The 17,739-nt window shown below is 73.0% G+C and carries 14 protein-coding genes; 4 read left to right on the forward strand and 10 right to left on the reverse strand.

Annotated features, from left to right (window positions below):
* Nucleotides 1-114 precede the first annotated feature (114 nt).
* Together serC and VTA80_RS05995 are read left to right on the forward strand one after the other, a co-directional pair.
* Complete coding sequence (gene serC, locus VTA80_RS05990) at nucleotides 115-1,263, forward strand: phosphoserine transaminase (RefSeq protein ID WP_407344481.1); 1,149 nt, start codon at nucleotides 115-117, stop codon at nucleotides 1,261-1,263.
* Nucleotides 1,256-2,581 (forward strand): MFS transporter, encoded by a 1,326-nt coding sequence (locus VTA80_RS05995; protein ID WP_407344482.1) that lies wholly within the window; start codon nucleotides 1,256-1,258, stop codon nucleotides 2,579-2,581. The genes serC and VTA80_RS05995 overlap by 8 nt, the downstream gene beginning before the upstream one ends.
* A 133-nt stretch (nucleotides 2,582-2,714) precedes the next feature.
* On the opposite strand, the gene VTA80_RS06000 is transcribed toward VTA80_RS05995, so the two are convergent.
* The 7 genes from VTA80_RS06000 to hutH form a co-directional block, all read right to left on the reverse strand.
* Complete coding sequence (locus VTA80_RS06000) at nucleotides 2,715-3,287, reverse strand: hypothetical protein (protein WP_407344483.1); 573 nt, start codon at nucleotides 3,285-3,287, stop codon at nucleotides 2,715-2,717.
* Between the two features lie 102 nt (nucleotides 3,288-3,389).
* Nucleotides 3,390-5,291 (reverse strand): DUF4012 domain-containing protein, encoded by a 1,902-nt coding sequence (locus tag VTA80_RS06005; protein ID WP_407344484.1) that lies wholly within the window; start codon nucleotides 5,289-5,291, stop codon nucleotides 3,390-3,392.
* Between the two features lie 79 nt (nucleotides 5,292-5,370).
* On the reverse strand, nucleotides 5,371-6,747 hold the full coding sequence (locus tag VTA80_RS06010; RefSeq protein ID WP_407344485.1) for an asparagine synthase-related protein: 1,377 nt from the start codon (nucleotides 6,745-6,747) through the stop codon (nucleotides 5,371-5,373).
* 71 nt (nucleotides 6,748-6,818) lie between these two features.
* A complete protein-coding gene (gene hutI, locus VTA80_RS06015; RefSeq protein ID WP_407344486.1) occupies nucleotides 6,819-8,051 on the reverse strand; it encodes an imidazolonepropionase in 1,233 nt (410 codons plus the stop codon).
* Between the two features lie 11 nt (nucleotides 8,052-8,062).
* Entirely contained in the window at nucleotides 8,063-9,454 is a 1,392-nt protein-coding gene (locus VTA80_RS06020; protein WP_407344487.1) for a formimidoylglutamate deiminase, read from the reverse strand.
* On the reverse strand, nucleotides 9,451-11,115 hold the full coding sequence (gene hutU / locus VTA80_RS06025; RefSeq protein WP_407344488.1) for a urocanate hydratase: 1,665 nt from the start codon (nucleotides 11,113-11,115) through the stop codon (nucleotides 9,451-9,453). The genes VTA80_RS06020 and hutU overlap by 4 nt, the downstream gene beginning before the upstream one ends.
* Before the next feature lie 50 nt (nucleotides 11,116-11,165).
* Nucleotides 11,166-12,752, reverse strand: a complete 1,587-nt coding sequence (gene hutH, locus VTA80_RS06030) for a histidine ammonia-lyase (protein WP_407345706.1) — start codon at nucleotides 12,750-12,752, stop codon at nucleotides 11,166-11,168.
* 195 nt (nucleotides 12,753-12,947) lie between these two features.
* Here hutH and VTA80_RS06035 point away from each other — a divergent pair, with 195 nt between their 5' ends.
* Together VTA80_RS06035 and VTA80_RS06040 are read left to right on the forward strand one after the other, a co-directional pair.
* Entirely contained in the window at nucleotides 12,948-13,334 is a 387-nt protein-coding gene (locus tag VTA80_RS06035) for a PadR family transcriptional regulator (RefSeq protein ID WP_407344490.1), read from the forward strand.
* Nucleotides 13,331-14,152, forward strand: coding sequence for a hypothetical protein (locus VTA80_RS06040; protein WP_407344491.1), 822 nt, complete (start codon nucleotides 13,331-13,333; stop codon nucleotides 14,150-14,152). Before VTA80_RS06035 ends, VTA80_RS06040 begins: the two co-directional genes overlap by 4 nt.
* Before the next feature lie 136 nt (nucleotides 14,153-14,288).
* On the opposite strand, the gene VTA80_RS06045 is transcribed toward VTA80_RS06040, so the two are convergent.
* The 3 genes from VTA80_RS06045 to VTA80_RS06055 form a co-directional block, all read right to left on the reverse strand.
* Nucleotides 14,289-15,332 carry an endonuclease domain-containing protein gene (locus VTA80_RS06045; protein WP_407344492.1) on the reverse strand — a complete coding sequence of 348 codons (1,044 nt, stop codon included), beginning with the start codon at nucleotides 15,330-15,332 and terminating at the stop codon, nucleotides 14,289-14,291.
* A gap of 377 nt (nucleotides 15,333-15,709) precedes the next feature.
* Nucleotides 15,710-17,065 carry an MFS transporter gene (locus VTA80_RS06050; protein ID WP_407344493.1) on the reverse strand — a complete coding sequence of 452 codons (1,356 nt, stop codon included), beginning with the start codon at nucleotides 17,063-17,065 and terminating at the stop codon, nucleotides 15,710-15,712.
* On the reverse strand, nucleotides 17,062-17,547 hold the full coding sequence (locus VTA80_RS06055) for a MarR family winged helix-turn-helix transcriptional regulator (RefSeq protein WP_407344494.1): 486 nt from the start codon (nucleotides 17,545-17,547) through the stop codon (nucleotides 17,062-17,064). Before VTA80_RS06055 ends, VTA80_RS06050 begins: the two co-directional genes overlap by 4 nt.
* Nucleotides 17,548-17,739: the final 192 nt, after the last annotated feature.

Consider the following 17,739-nt stretch of genomic DNA (forward strand, 5'->3'; position numbering starts at 1 on the left):
GGCCCCAGGCTACGGGGTGTTCCGGGGTGTCGTCGGGGGTGCCCACCAGGGGGTTTGCGCGGCCCGGAGGCCGGTCATGGTGGTCCGCGCCGCACGCGAGGTTAGGCTCGCGAGGTGCCCGAGCCGACTGGTAACACGCCCCCCGCCATCGCGATCCCTGCGGGGCTGCTGCCGGACGACGGGAGGTTCGGCTGCGGTCCGAGCAAGATCCGCGCCGAGCAGGTCGCCGCTCTGGCCGCGGTCGGCGGCTCGCTGCTGGGCACCTCCCACCGCCAGACCCCCGTCCGCAGCCTCGTCGGACGCATCCGCGAGGGCCTCGGTGACCTGTTCAGTCTCCCCGACGGCTACGAGGTCGTGCTGGGCAACGGCGGGTCGACGGCGTTCTGGGACCTGGCCACGCTCTGCCTGGTCCGCGAGCGCGCGCAGCACACCACGTTCGGCGAGTTCGGCGCGAAGTTCGCGACCGCCACGTCCCGCGCCCCGTTCCTCGCCGAGCCCACCCTGCGGACGGCACCGGCCGGCCAGCTCGCGCGACCCGAGCTCGAGGACGACGTCGACGTCTACGCCTGGCCGCACAACGAGACGTCCACCGGGGTCATGGCCCCCGTGCGCCGGGTGGCGGGATCCCGGGAGCAGGGTGCGCTGACGCTCGTGGACGCGACGTCGGCCGCCGGTGGGCTCGCCGTGGACATCGCGGAGACGGATGCCTACTACTTCGCCCCGCAGAAATGCTTCGCGTCCGACGGCGGCCTGTGGCTCGCGCTGCTCTCGCCCGACGCCGTCGCGCGCTCGGCCGAGCTCGAGTCGAGCGGCCGTTGGGTGCCGGAGTTCCTCTCGTTGCGCACCGCGATCGCGAACTCGCGGCAGGACCAGACCCTCAACACCCCCGCGATCGCCACGCTGGTGCTGCTCGCCGAGCAGCTCACGTGGATGCTGGACCACGGCGGGCTGGCCTGGACGGCCGCTCGGACCGCGGCCTCCGCCGCGTACCTGTACGACTGGGCCGAGGCCCGCGACTGGGCCACGCCGTTCGTGACCGACCCCGCCGCCCGGTCGAACGTGGTCGGCACGGTCGACCTGGACCCGGCCATCGACGCCAAGGCGGTCGCCGCCGTGCTGCGGGCGAACGGGATCGTCGACGTCGACCCCTACCGCAAGCTCGGCCGCAACCAGCTGCGCGTCGCCCTGTTCCCCGCGATCGAGCCCGACGACGTCCGTGCGCTGACGGCGTGCGTCGACCACGTGGTCGACCGTCTTGGCTGATCCGACCGTCTCCGCCGCCGCAATGCCCGACGCCCACGTCCCCGACGCCGACGTGCCCGAGCCAGGGCTCCCGATCGTGCCGATCGCACCGATCAAGTTTCGCCGGGACCGCGTCACGATCGCGCTGTACGCGCACTTCGTCGCGTGGGGATGGCTGCTGTACAGCTTCTCCCCCAGCATCCCGCTGCTCGCCGAGGAGCAGGGGATCACCAAGGCCCAGGCCGGCCTGCACGGGACCGCGATGGCGGTCGGCACGCTGGCCTCGGCGTTCTTCAGCGCGCGCCTGGTGGACCGGTTCGGACGACGCGGCACGCTGCTCATCGCGGTCGCGGTGCTCGTGACGGGTGTCGCGACCCTGGTCATCGGCACCACGCTGACCGTGACGCTGATCGGCGCCGGGGTGACGGCGATGGGCGGGACCCTGGTGATCTCGGCCGCGCAGCCCGCACTCTCGGTCCATCACCGGGAGGCCAGTGCGGCCGCCGTCGTGGAGGCGAACGGCGTCGGCTCGCTGTTCGGGCTCCTGGCCCCGCTGGCTGTCGGGGCGTGCGTCGCGATCGGCTGGGGCTGGCGCCCGGCGGTCGCCGTCACGATCCTGCTCGCCGCGGTGGCCGCGGTCCTCATGGGGTCCCTGCCGGGGCACGGGGCGCTCGGCTCGTCGCGCGTGCCCGCCGAGATCGCAGATCCGCACGACGTCGGGGTTCACCACACCCTGGCCACCGGGCCCGCGCCCGCACCCCGCGGCTTCTCCCGGACGTTCTGGTGCTTCTGGGTCGGGCTGCTCATCGCGGTCGCGGTTGAGAACGCGACGACGTTCTGGGCGGCCGACCTGCTCATCAACCGCACCGGGGCCGGACCGGGCATCGCCACCGGCGCGCTCGCCGGACTGCTCGTCGGCATGAGCACCTCGCGGTTCGTCGTGGGCCCGATGTCGATGCACCGCGCCCCGGAGAAGCTCCTGCTGGTCGCATTCGCCATCGCCGCACTCGGCTGGGCGATCCTCTGGAGCGCAACGGCCACCGTGCCCGCGCTCATCGGGCTCGTGGTCGCCGGGTTCGGCTACGGCGCGCAGTACCCGCTCTCGATCGCGCTGGTGCTGCGAGCCTCCGACGGGCGACCCGACAAGGCTCAGGCGCGCTCGACGCTCGGTGCCGGGGTCGCGGTGGGCGTCGCACCGTTCCTGCTCGGGGCGCTCGCCGACGAGTTCGGTTCGCACACGGCGTTCCTGCTGGTTCCGGTGCTTCTTGCGGTCGGCGCGGCCGCCGTCGCACTCGGCCTGCGCAGCGTGCAACGCGCCGCCCCTGCCGCGCGCACCTGACCCGGCAACCTCGCTCACGAGCTGGTCACGAGCCGCCGGTCCACCGACGGCAGTCGCCGGACATGGCAGTGGCCCACCGGCTGACCGGCGGGCCACTGACTACGGAGCGGGTGCTGCGACTGGTGCGGTGCTGCTACTGCACCGCACGGCGGGAGCGTGCCGCGCGGACCAGGATCAGCGCGGTTCCGGCGAACAGCAGGCCACCGGCGACGGCGACGTACGGTGCGACGTCCGAGCCCGTCAGTGCGAGCACGCGAGAACCCGACGTCGGGTTGCTCACCGCGAGGACCTTGCTCCCCGAGGCGCAGGTCGCGAGTGCCGCGGTCGGGTCGACATTGACAACCACATCCGTACCGACGACGAACTCGACGGCGGTGGCCTTCTTCGGGATCGACGCGGGCCAGTTCACCGTGCCGGTGAAGGGCAGGCCGGTCTGGACGACGTCGGAACCCCCCGGGTTGATCCAGCGCAGGTCGACGGTGGTGGCCGGGGTGCCCTCGGCTGTGACCACGTACTGCAGCTGCAGCGAGTCGGCCGGGCAGATCGGGTCAGCCTTCGCGACCCGAACCACGCACACGCTGCTCGCGCCATACCCCGTGTCCTGCTGGTCACACGCGGGGTCCTGGGCTGAGGCGGGCAAGCCGAAAGCCAGCACGGACGCAGCGCCGATAGCCAACGCTGCCAGGGATCGGGCCAAGTGCCGCATGGTCACTCCTCGGTGCACGTACGCCCCGAATCGGGCATCTCAGTACCAAGAGACTAGCGGGTCTGTCCCCTTTTGGCCTTATTGCGTGGGTGAATTCAGCCACTACCGGCAGACTGCGGTGACCAGCCCCGGGCTTGTCAGAGTAGGCGTGAGCCAGACCGGCAGCTCGGAGACCGCCCTCAGGCTCCGGAGCTCGAAGCGGTACGTGGCCCGCCCGCCCGGCGCCAGCTTGGACGTGAGAACCTCCACGGCTCGGCCGGCCTCGGACGCGGTGAGCCCGCCGATGACGCCGTCGTCCAGCCGGGCCGAGACGATCTGCCCGCCGACCGGCGCGTAGGCCGTGACGTTGGTCGCCACCCACCCGGCGGGCAGGTTCGAACCGCTGTACCCGGTGACGTACTTCGGGTAGTCGGCAATGTCCGACGGCGGGTCGTAGGCCAGGTCGAGCCGCACGGTCGCGGTCGTCGAGGCGGCATCGCAGCGCACCTTCTCGACCACGACGTCGGTGGTGAGGAAGTAGTCGACCTTGCCGGCGGTGCCGTCGTTGAGGAACACCCCAGCGGCATCGTCGGCGCCCCCCGACAGGAACGCACCGCCCGCGGACGTCCGGGCCAGCTGCGCCTGCTCCTCGGGATGTGCGGACCAGACCCGGAGCCGGTGCTTTCCGCTCGCCTTGCCGAGCTCCTCGACGACCTTGCGGGCCTCACCCTGCCCCGCGCCGACGGCACGGAAGATCGTCGCCGCGACGCCGGTGTAGAACGCATCCGCCTTGTCCGGGTCGGGCAGCCGCACGTAGGACTTGTGGAGCAGCTCGTCGAGGAAGTTCTTGGACGACAGGCGTAGCCCCCCGGGCTCGACGACCGGGCCGGTCGCCTTGAGCAGGTTGGCCACCGAGACCGCGTCCGTGGCGATCACGCCGTCGACCTCCTGGCCGGTGCTGTCGCGCCAGAACTGGGTCGCGAGCTCGGCCGTGCGCGGGAAGTCCGGCGTCATCGAGCTGTTGGCCAGCCGGCGCCCGAGCTGGTCGGTGTAGACGGTGAGCTCGTCCTCGGTCAGGGGCAGCACGGGGTCCGCAAGCTTCGGGAAGTCGGCGGTCGTGCGCTGGTCGATGAGGTCGAGCGACCCGTTGTCGGCGTGCAGCACGGCCACCGCGCCGACGATCCCGCCCGCGCTGCGCAGCTCGGCGCTGTTGAGGGACAGCAAGAGGTAGGTGCGCGGACCATCGAGCCCGAGCATCGGGGGCAGCAGCGCGGAGAAGCGGGCGGCGCTACCGAGCAGGTCCGACACCTCCGTGAGCCCGTCCTGGACCTTCTCGACCGGCCCGACGAGCGGACCGAGCAACCGCTCGGAGTCGATCTGGGCGACGGCGGCGTCGGCGTCGGCCACCGTGGCCGCCGCCTTCTCGAGCGCAGGCGCGGCGTCCGCGAGCGGGGCGAGGTCGATCCGGCCGTCCGTGCCGCGCAGGCCCTGCGCCGCACCGATGGTGTCGATCCCGGCGAGGGTGGGTTCCGCGACCCGGGCGACGTCGTCGAGGGCGGCCGAGATCGTCGCGACGGCGGCGAAGTTCGCGCCGACGAACGGCAGGTGGGAGGCGGCCCACCAGACGGGGTCGGCGGTCGCGGTGTGCGCCTTCGCCGCGTCGGCCGTCAGCTCGGGCAGCCGGCCCGCGATGGCCTGGGTGTCGACGTCGGCCAGGCTCGTCCGGACGTCTTGGACGATCCCCTCGGCGTGCACCAGTGCGGTGGCCGCCTGCCAGCCGCGGAACACGAGCCACCCGGTGGCGATCACGACGAGCAGCACGACGGCGAGCGCCACGTTGCGCCACCGGCGACGACGACGCCGCCGCGCACGCGCGCCGCCCGGGGACTGAGCGGGCAGGTCGCCGTCGGGCACGGCGCCGTCGAGCAGGTCGCCCTCGGGCACGACGCCGTCGGGCACGACGCCGTCAGGCACGGCACCCTCAGGCACTGCGCCCTCAGGCGTCGCATCGGCGGGAGCGGTCATCGCACGATCGTCACATATCGGGTAGTTCGAACCGACCTGGACCGGCCCGATTCACCCGCCCGGTTCGTGGGCCCACGGCTCAGACTCGCTCGGGATCGCGATCCGTCGCGGACGACTGCTCAAGCCCGTCGTCCGCAGCGGCGAGCTGATCGATCGCCTTGAGGTTGAGCTCCAGGCCGAGCAGCCGGGTGATGTCGGACTCGCGCGGCTCGTCCTGCGCCGCGACCCCGGGCCGGCCCGGGATGAATTCGCAGGGGTCGATCCAGTCGACGACGCCCCGGGCGGCCAGGTCGAGGAGGTTGCGCCGCGCGAGATCCTGGGTCGGACCCGATTGGTGATAACCCGCCCGGATCGCGGCGTTGGCGCCGCTCTCGGGCGCCGTGGCGCTGCGCACCGGCAGCCCGATCCGCGCGGCTCTGCTCAGCGCGCGTCGGCGCAGGTTGCGGGTCGCCCGGGTCACCCGGGACTCGAGGACCGCGCCGCCGCCGTAGGTGGTCGTGGGGAGCGAGAAGAGCCGCGGGTAGGCGTACTTCTGGATCTCCTGGTAGAGGTACTGGTCGTTGCGGTACCGCTCCGGCACGCCGAGCATGAAGTCCAACCACGGCTGGGCGACGAACGGCGTGCGGATCGTGTAGTCGCGCAGGATCCGGGTCGCGGTGTACGACCGCTGGCGCACGCCGAAGACCAGCTGGTCGGGGTACGCCATCAACTGGTCCGAACAGAACGGTTCGGGTGGCATCCCGGACGCGGGGAGGAAGTCCGCGGACACGATCCGACCCCAGCCACGCCGCAGGTGGAATGCCTGGAACTCCGTGACCGCGTCGGCCCACTCCCAGGTCTCGCCCTCTTTGGGTGAACGGAACCCGCCGGTCGCGTCCCCGCACAGGCCGTCCCAGAACACGTGCTCGCGGCCGATCCGCTCGTGCAGGAGGTAGCTGAGGTAGCGCTGCCCGAACGGGAACGGCAGGGGCACCTGGCGCGCCAGGATCGAGTCGACGAGCCCCTGCGTGGACCAGTCCACGCTCGACGACTCCAGCCGCTCGTGCCGGACACCCGCTGCGGCGGCGACCACCGCGGCGTAGTCGAAGTCCTGCTCGCCCGGCTGGCCGAAGGTCGCCGCGACGATCTGCGAGCGGTCGAACGTCTCGAGCAGCGCGGCGAGGATCATCCGGGAGTCCAGCCCGCCGCTCAGGAAGACGATCTGGTCGCCCGATCCCGTCTGCCGCGCGGCGCAGTGGGCGACGGCGGCCCGCATCGCCCGCGCGCCCTCGCGCAGCAACGCCTGCTCCGTGACCTCCCACGCTCCGCGCCGAGGCTCTCGGGACCACTCCCGAAGGAGCCCGAGGGGCTCGGGGTCCAGCGGGTCGGGGACGAACCCGTAGGCGAGGTACTGCTCGATCGTGGTCTTGTCGAACGCGAACTGACCGGACCGGTCCACCGCGCGGTGATGCGTCATCTATGACTCCCCGTTGCCCATCGCCGTCCCCCGACGACTGCCATGTGGGCCGAAACGGTAGCAATCCAGGCTCAGATCCGCAGCGGTTCTCGGTCGATCCGCCGACCCCCCTGCCAGACGGCGGCCGTCAGCGCCACCCCCGGCCGGTAGGCCAGGTGTGCGATCGACGGCGCAGCCAGCACCTGGAGGTCGGCACGACCGCCTACCCGCAACGAGCCGACGGCGTCCGGGCCGTGCTCGCGCCCCACGGCCCTGGCCCCACCCCGCGTGGCCGCCCAGACCGCCTCGGCGACGGTGAGACCCATCTGCAGCACCGCCGTCGCCACGCAGAACGGCATCGAGGTCGTGTACGACGTGCCCGGGTTGCAGTTCGTCGCGAGCGCGATGCTCACCCCGGCGTCCAGCAGGGCCCGCGCGGGCGCGAACGGCTCGCGCGTGGACAAGTCGCACGCCGGCAGCAGCGTCGCCACGGTGGCCGACGACGCCAGCGCGTCGACATCGGCGGGGGTGAGGTGGTTGCAGTGGTCGACGCTCGCCGCACCCAGCTCGACCGCCAGGCGCACCCCGCCGCCGAACCCCAGCTGGTTGCCGTGCACGCGCAGCCCGAGCCCGGCGGCGCGACCGGCAAGGAGCACCTCGCGCGCCTCGTCGACGTCGAACGCCCCCTGCTCGCAGAACACGTCGATGAAGTGGGCGTACGGGCGCACTGCCGCGAGCATCGGGCCGGTCACGAGGTCGAGGTAGTCGCGCCGGTCGACCCCGGGCGGGACCACGTGCGCGCCGAGGAACGTCACGACGTCGGCCACCTGCGCCGCGACCCGTGCCGACCGCGTCTCGGCGGCCACGTCGAGGCCGTAGCCCGTCTTCGTCTCGAGGAACGTCGTGCCCTGCGCCTGCGCCTCGCGCCGCAGGGCCGACGCCGACGCGAACAGCTCTGGCTCGGTCGCCGCACGGGTCGGACGCACGGTGGCGAGGATGCCGCCCGCCTCGTACCGTCGGCCCGCCATCCGGGCCTCGAACTCGGGCGACCGGTCGCCGGCGAACAGCAGGTGCGTGTGGGTGTCGACCCACCCGGGCAGCACGGCCCGGCCGCCGACATCGGTGCGGCGGTCTGCCTCGGGCGCCCGGGAGGCCGGTCCGATCCACGTGATCCGGCCCGCCTCGACCACGAGTGCGGCGTCAGTGCGGCGTGGGCCGCCGTCGGGGCGGTCGTCGTCGTCCTGGGTAGTCAGCTCGGCGATGCCGGTGATCAGCTCGGACGACGGCGTCGGCGGGTTCTGTGTCCATGTCACGGGCGGGTTCATCGGCGGGGTCATCAACGGGCTCTCTGGTGGCGGCTGGACGGGAGGTCTCCCAGGGCTGCGCGCAGCAGCGCGGCGGGATCCTCGCCCGACGCGAGGCGGCCGCCGTCGGCCACGATCTGGCCGTGCACGACGACGCGTCCGACGTCGCCCGCGGTGGCCACCAGGGGGAGCTGTTCGGGGGCGCACCCGACGGTCACGCTCGTGGACCGGAGCTCGACCAGGTCCGCGAGGTCGCCGACCCGCAGGCGCGCAGCGCCCAGGCCGAGGGCCTCGTAGCCATGGGTCGTCGCCGCGGCGAGCAGCTCAGCCGGGTCGAACCGGGCGCGGCGACCCGAGGCCAGCCGCTGGCCCATCTCGAGGTCCCGCATCTCGCGGAACGGGTCGACCACGGCGTTCTGGTCCGAACCGAGCGCGATCCGCGCACCCGCCCCGGCGAGGTCCCGGGCGCATCCGATGCCGTCGCCCAGGTCGGCCTCCGTCGTGGGGCACATCACCACGATCACGCCGGCCGCGCCGAGCCGGGCGACGTCTTCGTCGGTGAGGTGCGTCGCGTGGACGACGGCCAGGGGTCGGTCGAGCGCACCCAGCCGGTCGAGCAGCGCGGTCGGGGTGACACCGTACGCGGCCAGGCAGTCGGCGTTCTCCTGCGGCTGCTCGGACACGTGCACGTGCAGCGGCACGCCCGCGGGCAGGCCGGCGACGATCTCGGCGATCGCCTCGGGCGGCACGGCCCGCACGGAGTGGATCGCGGCGCCGAGGCTCACGCGACGGTCCGGGTCGGCGCCGAGCTCCTCGCGCAGCGACGTCCAGCGGCGCAACCATGCCGCGGCCGTGCCGTCGCCGAACGCGCGCTGGCCCGGCTCGAGCGGACGGTCGCCTATTCCCGCCTGCAGGTAGCACGTGTCGAGGAGCACGAGCCGGATCCCGACGTCGCGCGCGGCGGCCACGACAGCGCGCTCCATGGCGTGCGCGGGCGCATACGGCGTGCCGTCGGCGCGGTGGTGCAGGTAGTGGAACTCGCCGACCGCGGTCCAGCCCGTGACGAGCATCTCGGCGAACACGGCCCGCGCGAGCGCGTAGTACCTCTCGGGGTCCAGCACGGCGGCGGCGCGGTACATCGCCTGGCGCCAGCCCCAGAAGTCGCCGTCGTCGGCCGTGTGCGTGCGGCCGCGCAGGACGCGATGGAACGCGTGCGAGTGCGCGTTCGCCATCCCCGGGAGCACGGTGTGCAGCCCGATGTCACCGGGGGCGGGCCCGCCGTCGAGCTCGACCTTCGAGATCCGGCCGTCGGGGCCGACCTCGAGCCGGACGCCGTGCTCGCGCGCCGGGGCGGGGCCGGCCGCGGACAGCAGGGTGGCGCACCAGTAGGAGACGGGCGGGTTGCCCTCGAGGGGAGGGCTCACTGCTCGTCCATCGGCACGCGCAGCCCGCGCTCGCGCGCGACCTCCGCGGCCCGGGGGTACCCGGAGTCGACGTGCCGCATCACGCCGGTGCCGGGGTCGTTGAGCAGCACGCGGGCGATCTTCTCGGCCGCGAGCGCGGTCCCGTCCGCGACGATCACCTGCCCGGCGTGGATGCTCCGGCCGATGCCGACCCCACCGCCGTGATGGATCGACACCCAGGTCGCCCCGGACGCGGTGTTCAGCAGCGCGTTGAGCAGGGGCCAGTCGGCGATGGCGTCGGAGCCGTCGGCCATGGCCTCGGTCTCGCGGTACGGGGAGGCGACCGAGCCGGCGTCGAGGTGGTCGCGGCCGATGACGATCGGGGCGCTCACCTCGCCGTTCGCGACCATCTCGTTGAACCGCAGGCCGGCCAGATGCCGCTCGCCGTACCCGAGCCAGCAGATCCGCGCCGGCAGGCCCTCGAACGCCACTTTCTCGCCCGCGGCGGTGATCCAGCGGCGCAAGTGCTCGTCGTCGGGGAACAGCGCCAGGACGGCGGCGTCGGTGGCGGCGATGTCAGCCGGGTCCCCGGAGAGTGCGACCCACCGGAACGGGCCCTTGCCTTCCGCGAACAGCGGCCGGATGTACGCGGGCACGAACCCGGGGAACGCGAACGCGCGCTCGCACCCGCCGAGCAGCGCCTCGGCGCGGATCGAGTTGCCGTAGTCGAACACCTCGGCCCCCGCGTCGGCGAACCCGACCATCGCGGTGACCTGCTTGGCCATCGAGGCGCGGGCCCGCGCGGTGAACCCGACCGGGTCGGCGGCCGCGGCGGCGTGCCAGTCGTCCACGGTGATCCCCTCGGGCAGGTACGCCAGCGGGTCGTGCGCCGAGGTCTGGTCGGTGACGATGTCGATCGGCGTCCCGCGCGCGAGCAGGTCGGCGAACACCGTCGCCGCGTTGCCGACCAGGCCGACCGACAGCGCACGGCGCGCCGCCTTCGCCGCCAGGACACGGCCGACGGCGTCGTCCAGGTCGTGGGCGAGCTCGTCCAGGTAGCCGTGGTCCAGGCGGCGGCGCAGGCGGGTGACGTCGACGTCCACGATGAGCACGACGCCGTCGTTCATGGTGACCGCGAGCGGCTGCGCGCCACCCATCCCGCCGGCACCCCCGGTCAGGGTGAGCGTGCCGGCGAGCGTGCCGCCGAACCGTTTCGCGGCGACCGCGGCGAACGTCTCGTAGGTGCCCTGCAGGATGCCCTGGGTGCCGATGTAGATCCACGAGCCGGCGGTCATCTGGCCGTACATCGTCAGGCCGAGAGCCTCGAGCCGGCGGAACTCCGGCCAGGTCGCCCACTCGCCCACGAGGTTCGAGTTGGCGATGAGCACGCGCGGGGCCCACGGGTGCGTGCGGAAGACGCCGACCGGCTTGCCCGACTGCACGAGCAGCGTCTCGTCGTCCTCGAGGGTCGTGAGCGTGGCGACGATGGCGTCGTAGGCGGCCCAGCTGCGGGCGGCCCGGCCGGTGCCGCCGTACACGACGAGCGCGTCCGGGTGCTCGGCGACGTCGGGGTCCAGGTTGTTCATCAGCATCCGCAGCGGGGCCTCGGTCTGCCAGCTCTTGGCCGTGAGCGCGCTGCCGCGAGGGGCGCGGACGGGTCGGGGTCCGTGCTCAACGGCCATGGTGGGTGCCTCCCGGGCGGGGTCGTGGGTGGTCAGGGATCGCCGACGCGTCAGAGCAGCTCGCCGATGCGGGCGCGGGCCGCCGTCAGCAGGTCGCCAGACAGCACGGCGGCCGTGACGGCCTCGATCTCGGGCGAGAGGAACCGGTCGCCCCCGGGGCCGGCGACGTCGCGCCGCACGCGTTCGACGACGGCGCCCGTGCCCGCGGCCGGGGTCAGCGGCGCGCGCAGGTCCAGCGCCCGGGAGGCGGTCATGATCTCGATCGCGAGCACGCGCGTCAGCCCGTCGATCGCGATGCGCAGCTTGCGCGCGGCGGCCCAGCCCATCGACACGTGGTCCTCCTGCATGGCCGACGACGGGATGGAGTCGACCGACGCCGGTGCCGCGAGCCGCTTGAGCTCGGACACGATCGCGGCGGCGGTGTACTGCGCGATCATCAGGCCGGAGTCGACGCCGGCGTCGTGCGCGAGGAACGGGGGCAGGCCGGCGCTGCGCGCGGGGTCGAGCAGCCGGTCGGTGCGCCGCTCGGACATGCTCGCGACGTCCGCGACGACGATCGCGAGGAAGTCGAGCACATAGCCGACCGGGGCGCCGTGGAAGTTGCCGCTCGACTCGACGCGCCCGTCGAGCGTGACGACGGGGTTGTCGATCACCGAGGCGAGCTCACGGTCGGCGACCAGCGCGGCGTGGTCGAGCGTGTCGCGCGCGGCGCCGTGCACCTGGGGGGCGCAGCGCAGCGAGTACGCGTCCTGCACGCGGGTGCAGTCGGGGCCGCGGTGGCTCGCGACGATCGGGGAGCCGGCCAGCAGGACCCGCAGGTTGGTGGCCGACGCGCGCTGGCCGACCTGCGGGCGCAGCGCGGCGAGGTCGTCGGCGAAGACGGCGTCGGTCCCCAGCAGCGCCTCGACGCTCATCGCGGCGGCGACGTCGGCGTGCGTGAGCAGGGCGCGCAGGTCGTGCAGCGCGAGGCTCAGCATGCCGAGCATGCCGTCGGTGCCGTTGATGAGGGCGAGACCCTCTTTCTCGGCGAGGACGACCGGGGTGAGCCCGGCCGCGCGCAACGCGTCGGCGGCGGGCACCTCGGCGCCCGACCGGTCGCGCACGGTGCCCTCGCCCATGAGCGCGAGCGCGCAGTGGGCCAGCGGGGCGAGGTCGCCGGAGCAGCCGAGCGACCCGAACTCGCGGACCACCGGGGTGATCCCGGCGTTGAGCAGCGCGGCGTAGGCGGTCACGGTCGCGAGCCGCACGCCGGTGCGACCGGTCGCCAGGGTCGACAGGCGCAGCAGCATCAGCGCCCGGACGGTCTCGCGCTCGACCTCGGCGCCCGACCCGGCCGCATGCGAGCGGATGAGGCTCTGCTGCAGCTGGGCGCGGCGCTCGGGTGCGATGAAGGTCGTGGCGAGCGCGCCGAAGCCGGTCGAGATGCCGTAGTGCGGCACCGGGTCGGTCGCGAGCCGGTCGATGAGGGCGCGCGACTCGGTGATCGCCCGGGAGGCGAGGTCGTCGATGCGGACGGCTGCGTCCAGGCGAGCGACCGAGACGACGTCGGCCACCGACACGGGTCCGATCCCGACGACGACGGGCGGGACGAGCCGAGCCGGATACGCGGGGGCAGCGTCGCCCTGACCGGAAGACATCCCCCATTGGACTGCATCCACACCCAGATCGTCGCAGAACACGCCCTCGGCCCGGCACGGCGCCGCGCAGCGCGCCGAACCGCGAGCTGTGGTCGTGCCGGTCACCCGAACCGCGACCACTTCGCGGGGTTCGCGTTGTTGGGCTCGGGGGTTCAGTACGTTGTGCGTCTGACTAGATCGGGTTACTGTCTAGTTGTGTCCGATAGCGGGTGGCCCAGCGAGTGGTTGCGCGGCGTGCTCGAGCTGTGCGTGCTCCGCGTGCTGGCCGACGGCGCGACGTACGGGTACGCCGTGGCGACCCGGCTCGCGGACTCCGGGCTCGGCACGGTCAAGGGTGGGACCTTGTACCCGCTGCTGATCCGGCTCGAGAACGCCGGGCTGGTCACCGCGCACTGGCGGGCCGGCGACGGAGGACCCGGCCGCAAGTACTACGAGCTCACCTCCCGCGGGCGCGCCGAGCTCGCGAGCACCGCCGACCGGTGGGCCCGCTTCACCGCGCTGACCGGCGAGATCCTCGCCAACCCGCCGACGTCGACCATCCCCGCCAGCACCGATGCCAGCACCAGAGAGGTTGCGCCATGAGCTCACCCGTCGACAGCCGCAAGGGTGCGTCCGATTTCACCCTCGAAGGTCGACTCGCCCCGCACGTCGACGGGACCTGGGCCGAGAACTTCGTGCTCGAGCTGCGCCTGCTCGGCGTGTCGGGAGACGACATCGGCAGCGCGCTGAGCGAGGTCGAGTCGCACTGCGCCGACAGCGGCGAGAGCGCTCCGGACGCCTTCGGCGACGCGATCACCTACGCGCGCAGCCTCGATCTGCCCGGGACCGACGACGTGTCCGCTCGCGTCGCGCTGCGGGAGTTCGCCCCCACTGCGGTCCAGTTCGCCGGGATGTCGCTGCTGAGCTGGAGCTTCGACCCGATGCTGCGCGGCCGACCGCTCGAGTTCACGGTGGGGTTCCTCGTGGGCGCGCTCGTCACCGCGATCGCCTTGACGGCGGTCGTCCGCTTCGCCGATCCCGCGCTGCGTCTGCTCGTACGCCACCCTGTCCGTGCCGGACTCCTGCTGGCCGGCTGGATGTTTGTCGTCATCGGGGTCGGCGTCGCCGCTCTGCTGCTCTGGGACGTGCCGATCTGGCGGGTCGGGGCGGGCTGGGGCCTCGCCGCGGGAGCCGGTCTGCTCGCGGCGGGCGTCGGGTGGGCGCTCGTGCGGATCCGGGCAGGCCACGGGCTTGACGACAAGATCACGTCCCCGCTCGCCCCGCTCCCCCCGGCGCCGACGCGGCTGGGACGCCTGATCGAGAGCCCCCTGTTCGCCACCCTGACCGCCACCGCGATGTTCCCGGCGGGCACGGTCTTCCTGCTGCTGCTCTCGCTGCTGCTCCACGCGATGACCACCTGACCCGCCCCACCACCGACCGCCCCACAGCCCGACGCCCCACCTCCGAGCGCGCCGCCCGCCGTCGAACCCCGAGCTGTGGTCGTCGCACGGGGGCTCAGGACGACCACAGCTCCGGGTTCGCGGGCCTGGGTCGCGGTCAGGTCGGACGGGGGGTCGTCAGGCGGGTTCGAGTCGGGGTGTCCGGCTCCGAGGGGACCATCCGCGGGTTGCGGATGCCGCGGGAGGCGAAGGCGTCCGTGATCCTGGACTCGGTCACGGTCCAGCGGCGGTTCACGTCGTCGGACAACAGCACGATCGACCGCCAGCCGAGGTCCTCCATCTGCTCCTTGCGGTGGATGTCCTTGGCGTACTGGAATCGGTCGGTGCGGTGGTGCTCGCCGTCGTACTCGATCGCGAGCCGCAGGGTGGGCCAGCACAGGTCGGGCCGCGCGATCCAGCAGCCGCGATCGTCGAAGAGATCCGCGCCGACGCGGGGACATGGGAACCCCGACGCGACGAGCTTCAGGCGCACCCGCGTCTCCATCGGCGAGTCGACCAGGTGCCGCGCGAGCCCGAGCGCTCGACGAAGCGCGCGGCACCCCCGCCGACCCGCGGCTCGGTCGAGCGCGACGGTGAGGTCGGACGTCGTTGTGCGCGGGTACGGAAGCGAGAGGATCGCGTCGGTGAGGATGACCAGGTCCGTCAGCCCGAGCACGGCGCCCAGATCCGCCCAGGTGCGCGCGACCGTGGTGACGGGCAGGTCGCGGCACCGCGCGACGTCGTCGGGCCGGATCCCCTCGTGAGTGGTCAGCGCACGCGCGTGGATCACGGTGCGTCCAGCCGGCCCGCTGACGTGCGCGGGCGCCGCCGGATCGATCATGCGTGGCAACGGCAGTCGCCAGAGGGCGGCGGCGGTGGCGTGAGAGAACGCGGCGTCGTCGGGCAGGACGAGGCCGATCGCCCGGCAGCGCGCCGCGAGATCCCCGGCATGTTCGACCGGCATCCGGACGCCCCGCACCGGCGCGACGAGCGACGGGTTGCGCAGCCGCCCGCGACTCACTCCCGCGGCGAGCGCATCGGCCACGCGAACGGGGCCGATGACGGCGTCGGGCAGGGAACTGGCTAGGCGGCCCGGCGCAGGCCCGCGAACGGGATCGGGAGGGTAGGTGGGGTTCTGCGGCAGGTGACTGGGCGGATTCATAGGACCGGACCCTGCCGCCGGTCCAGGAGATCCACCGGCGCGGTCCCCTCCCCGGTGGACACGGCGCGAGAAACCGAACCTCGGGTCGGCTCGAGCACACACCAACCGCGCACCAGCCGCCCGCGGGCTCCGCGAACCGGGAGCTGTGGTTGTCCCCAAGGAAACCGCAGCGCCACTTCTCGGGGTTCGCGCGCAAATCGGCGAAGAACGTGCGGCGGTCGGGCGGGACGGAGCCGCAGAGCGCGTCGGGCCATTTCGGGGCGGCAGGGCGGTTCAGCGGCCGCGAACTGGGAGAAGGGGTTGTCGGGGGGAGATCCGGGGGGACCACTTCTCGGGGTTCGCGGCGCTCCGCGGCCGGCGGGGTCAGGCGGGGTGGGTCAGGCGGCCGTGGTCGCGTCTTGGAGCTCGCGTTCGCGGATGCGGAGGGCCGCGTCCGCTCGGGCGGCCAGGTCGGCGGCGGTGCCCGGCAGGGGTTCCGCGTCGAGGTAGGTGATCTGCAGGTGCGGCCGGTGCACGTGGTAGCGCACCTCGAGGTGCCAGTGCCGCATGGCCCACACGGCCGCACCGCTCGCCACCAGCAGCGACGCGATCGCGCCGATGCCGATCGCCCAGCGCGCGCCGTAGGTCTCGCCGATCCAGCCGACCAGGGGTGAGCCGATCGGCGTCGCGCCGAGGAACACGATCATGTACAGAGCCATGACGCGCCCGCGCATCGAGGGGTCGGTGGTCGTCTGGATGGTCGCGTTCGCCGCCGTCATCATGGTGAGCGACGCCAGCCCCACCGGGATGCACGCGACCGCGAACGTCGGGTACGTCGGCATGAGCGCCATGATCCCGTCGGCGATCCCGAACGCGAACGCCGACCCGATCACGAGCCGCACGCGCGGTTGCTCGCGCCGCGCGGCGAGCAGCGCCCCGGCGAGCGACCCGATCGCCATGATCGACCCGAGGATCCCGTACTCCCCCGCGCCCTTGCCGAACTCCGTCCGTGCCATCAGCGCGCTCGTGAGCTGGAAGTTCAGTCCGAACGTCGACACGACGCCGACGACGACCATGATCACCAGGATGTCGCTGCGCCGCCGCACGTACCGGATGCCGGCGCGGATCTGACCCTTGTCCCGCACCACGCGCGGGGCGGGCCGCAGCTCGCGGGTACGCATCTGGGTCAGCGCGAAGATCGTCGCCGCGAACGAGAGCCCGTTGATGAGGAAGACCCAACCGGTCCCGACCCAGGCGATCATCAGCCCCGCAACCCCGGGGCCGATCAGGCGCGCGGCGTTGAAGGACGCGCTGTTGAGCGCAACGGCGTTCGGCAGCCGGCTCGCGGGCACCATGTCGGCGACGAAGGTCTGCCGGACCGGGTTGTCGATGGCCGACACGCAACCGAGCAGCGTCGCGAACACGTACACGTGCCACAGCTCGACGTGACCCGACATGGTCAGCGCGCCGAGCCCAAGCGCGAGCAGCGCCAGCAGGGACTGCGTGACGATGATCAGCTTGCGGCGGTTCACCCGGTCGGCGAGCAGGCCGGCCCAGGCCGACAGCGCGAGCACGGGCAGGAACTGCAGCGCCGTCACGACGCCGACGGCGACGCCCGACTCGTTCGTGAGGACGGTGAGCACGAGCCAGTCCTGGGCGACGCGCTGCATCCAGGTGCCGACGTTCGCGACGAGCGCACCGGCGAACCACAGCCGGTAGTTGAAGTAACGGAACGAGGAAAAAGTAGGACTCATGTAGTGGCAATACTCCGGAGGATCTCGGTGGCTTCGGCGAGCGTGGCGCGCTCGGCCAGGGTCAGACCCGCGAGTCTCTTGGCGAGCCACGCGTCGCGTCGCCGCTTCGTCTCGCGCACCTCTTGCTCGCCCGCGGCGGTGATCGTGACGAGCACCTGACGACGGTCGGTCGGGTGCTCGCTGCGCGCCACGAGCCCGGCCTCGACGAGGGCCGCCACCGTGCGCGTCATCGACGGCGGCTGGACGTGCTCGCGCTCGGCCAGCACGCCGGGCGTGAGCGGCCCGAGCTTGGCGAGGCCGTGCAGCACGGAGTACTGCGCGTCCGTGATCTCGGTGCTGCTGCGCTCCATCCGGACGCGCCGGGCGGTCCGGAGCAGCGCGATGCGGAGCTCACCGGCGAGCGTGCCGGGGCGGCACTGAGAGGGCTTCACGGCCGACGACGACGGCGCTACGGCCGGGACTGGTGCGGTGATGCTGGGCATGTCCTTAGCCTACGTCATTACCTTAGGTAACGAAACTGAAGGGTGGGCGGCGTAGGAAGAAGTACCCGTTTGCCACACAGCGTCCGCGGTTGTTCGAGCGGTCGCAGCGCCCGACGGAGGCCCGCTAGCTGCCAGCCGTCTGACCGGACCATCCCCGCGCCGACCGCCTACTCTCGTCCCATGATCGATCCG

Source organism: Pengzhenrongella phosphoraccumulans, assembly GCF_045689905.1.
Taxonomy (GTDB): Bacteria; Actinomycetota; Actinomycetes; order Actinomycetales; family Cellulomonadaceae; genus Pengzhenrongella; species Pengzhenrongella phosphoraccumulans.

What these genes read in the sequence shown, in the direction of transcription:
- VTA80_RS06000 (WP_407344483.1), bottom strand. Translation starts at nt 3,287, where the DNA reads ATGCGGCACTTGGCCCGATCCCTGGCAGCGTTGGCTATCGGCGCTGCG.
- VTA80_RS06005 (WP_407344484.1), bottom strand. Translation starts at nt 5,291, where the DNA reads ATGACCGCTCCCGCCGATGCGACGCCTGAGGGCGCAGTGCCTGAGGGT.
- VTA80_RS06010 (WP_407344485.1), bottom strand. Translation starts at nt 6,747, where the DNA reads ATGACGCATCACCGCGCGGTGGACCGGTCCGGTCAGTTCGCGTTCGAC.
- hutI (WP_407344486.1), bottom strand. Translation starts at nt 8,051, where the DNA reads ATGAACCCGCCCGTGACATGGACACAGAACCCGCCGACGCCGTCGTCC.
- hutU (WP_407344488.1), bottom strand. Translation starts at nt 11,115, where the DNA reads ATGGCCGTTGAGCACGGACCCCGACCCGTCCGCGCCCCTCGCGGCAGC.
- hutH (WP_407345706.1), bottom strand. Translation starts at nt 12,752, where the DNA reads ATGTCTTCCGGTCAGGGCGACGCTGCCCCCGCGTATCCGGCTCGGCTC.
- VTA80_RS06040 (WP_407344491.1), top strand. Translation starts at nt 13,331, where the DNA reads ATGAGCTCACCCGTCGACAGCCGCAAGGGTGCGTCCGATTTCACCCTC.
- VTA80_RS06045 (WP_407344492.1), bottom strand. Translation starts at nt 15,332, where the DNA reads ATGAATCCGCCCAGTCACCTGCCGCAGAACCCCACCTACCCTCCCGAT.
- VTA80_RS06050 (WP_407344493.1), bottom strand. Translation starts at nt 17,065, where the DNA reads ATGAGTCCTACTTTTTCCTCGTTCCGTTACTTCAACTACCGGCTGTGG.
- VTA80_RS06055 (WP_407344494.1), bottom strand. Translation starts at nt 17,547, where the DNA reads ATGCCCAGCATCACCGCACCAGTCCCGGCCGTAGCGCCGTCGTCGTCG.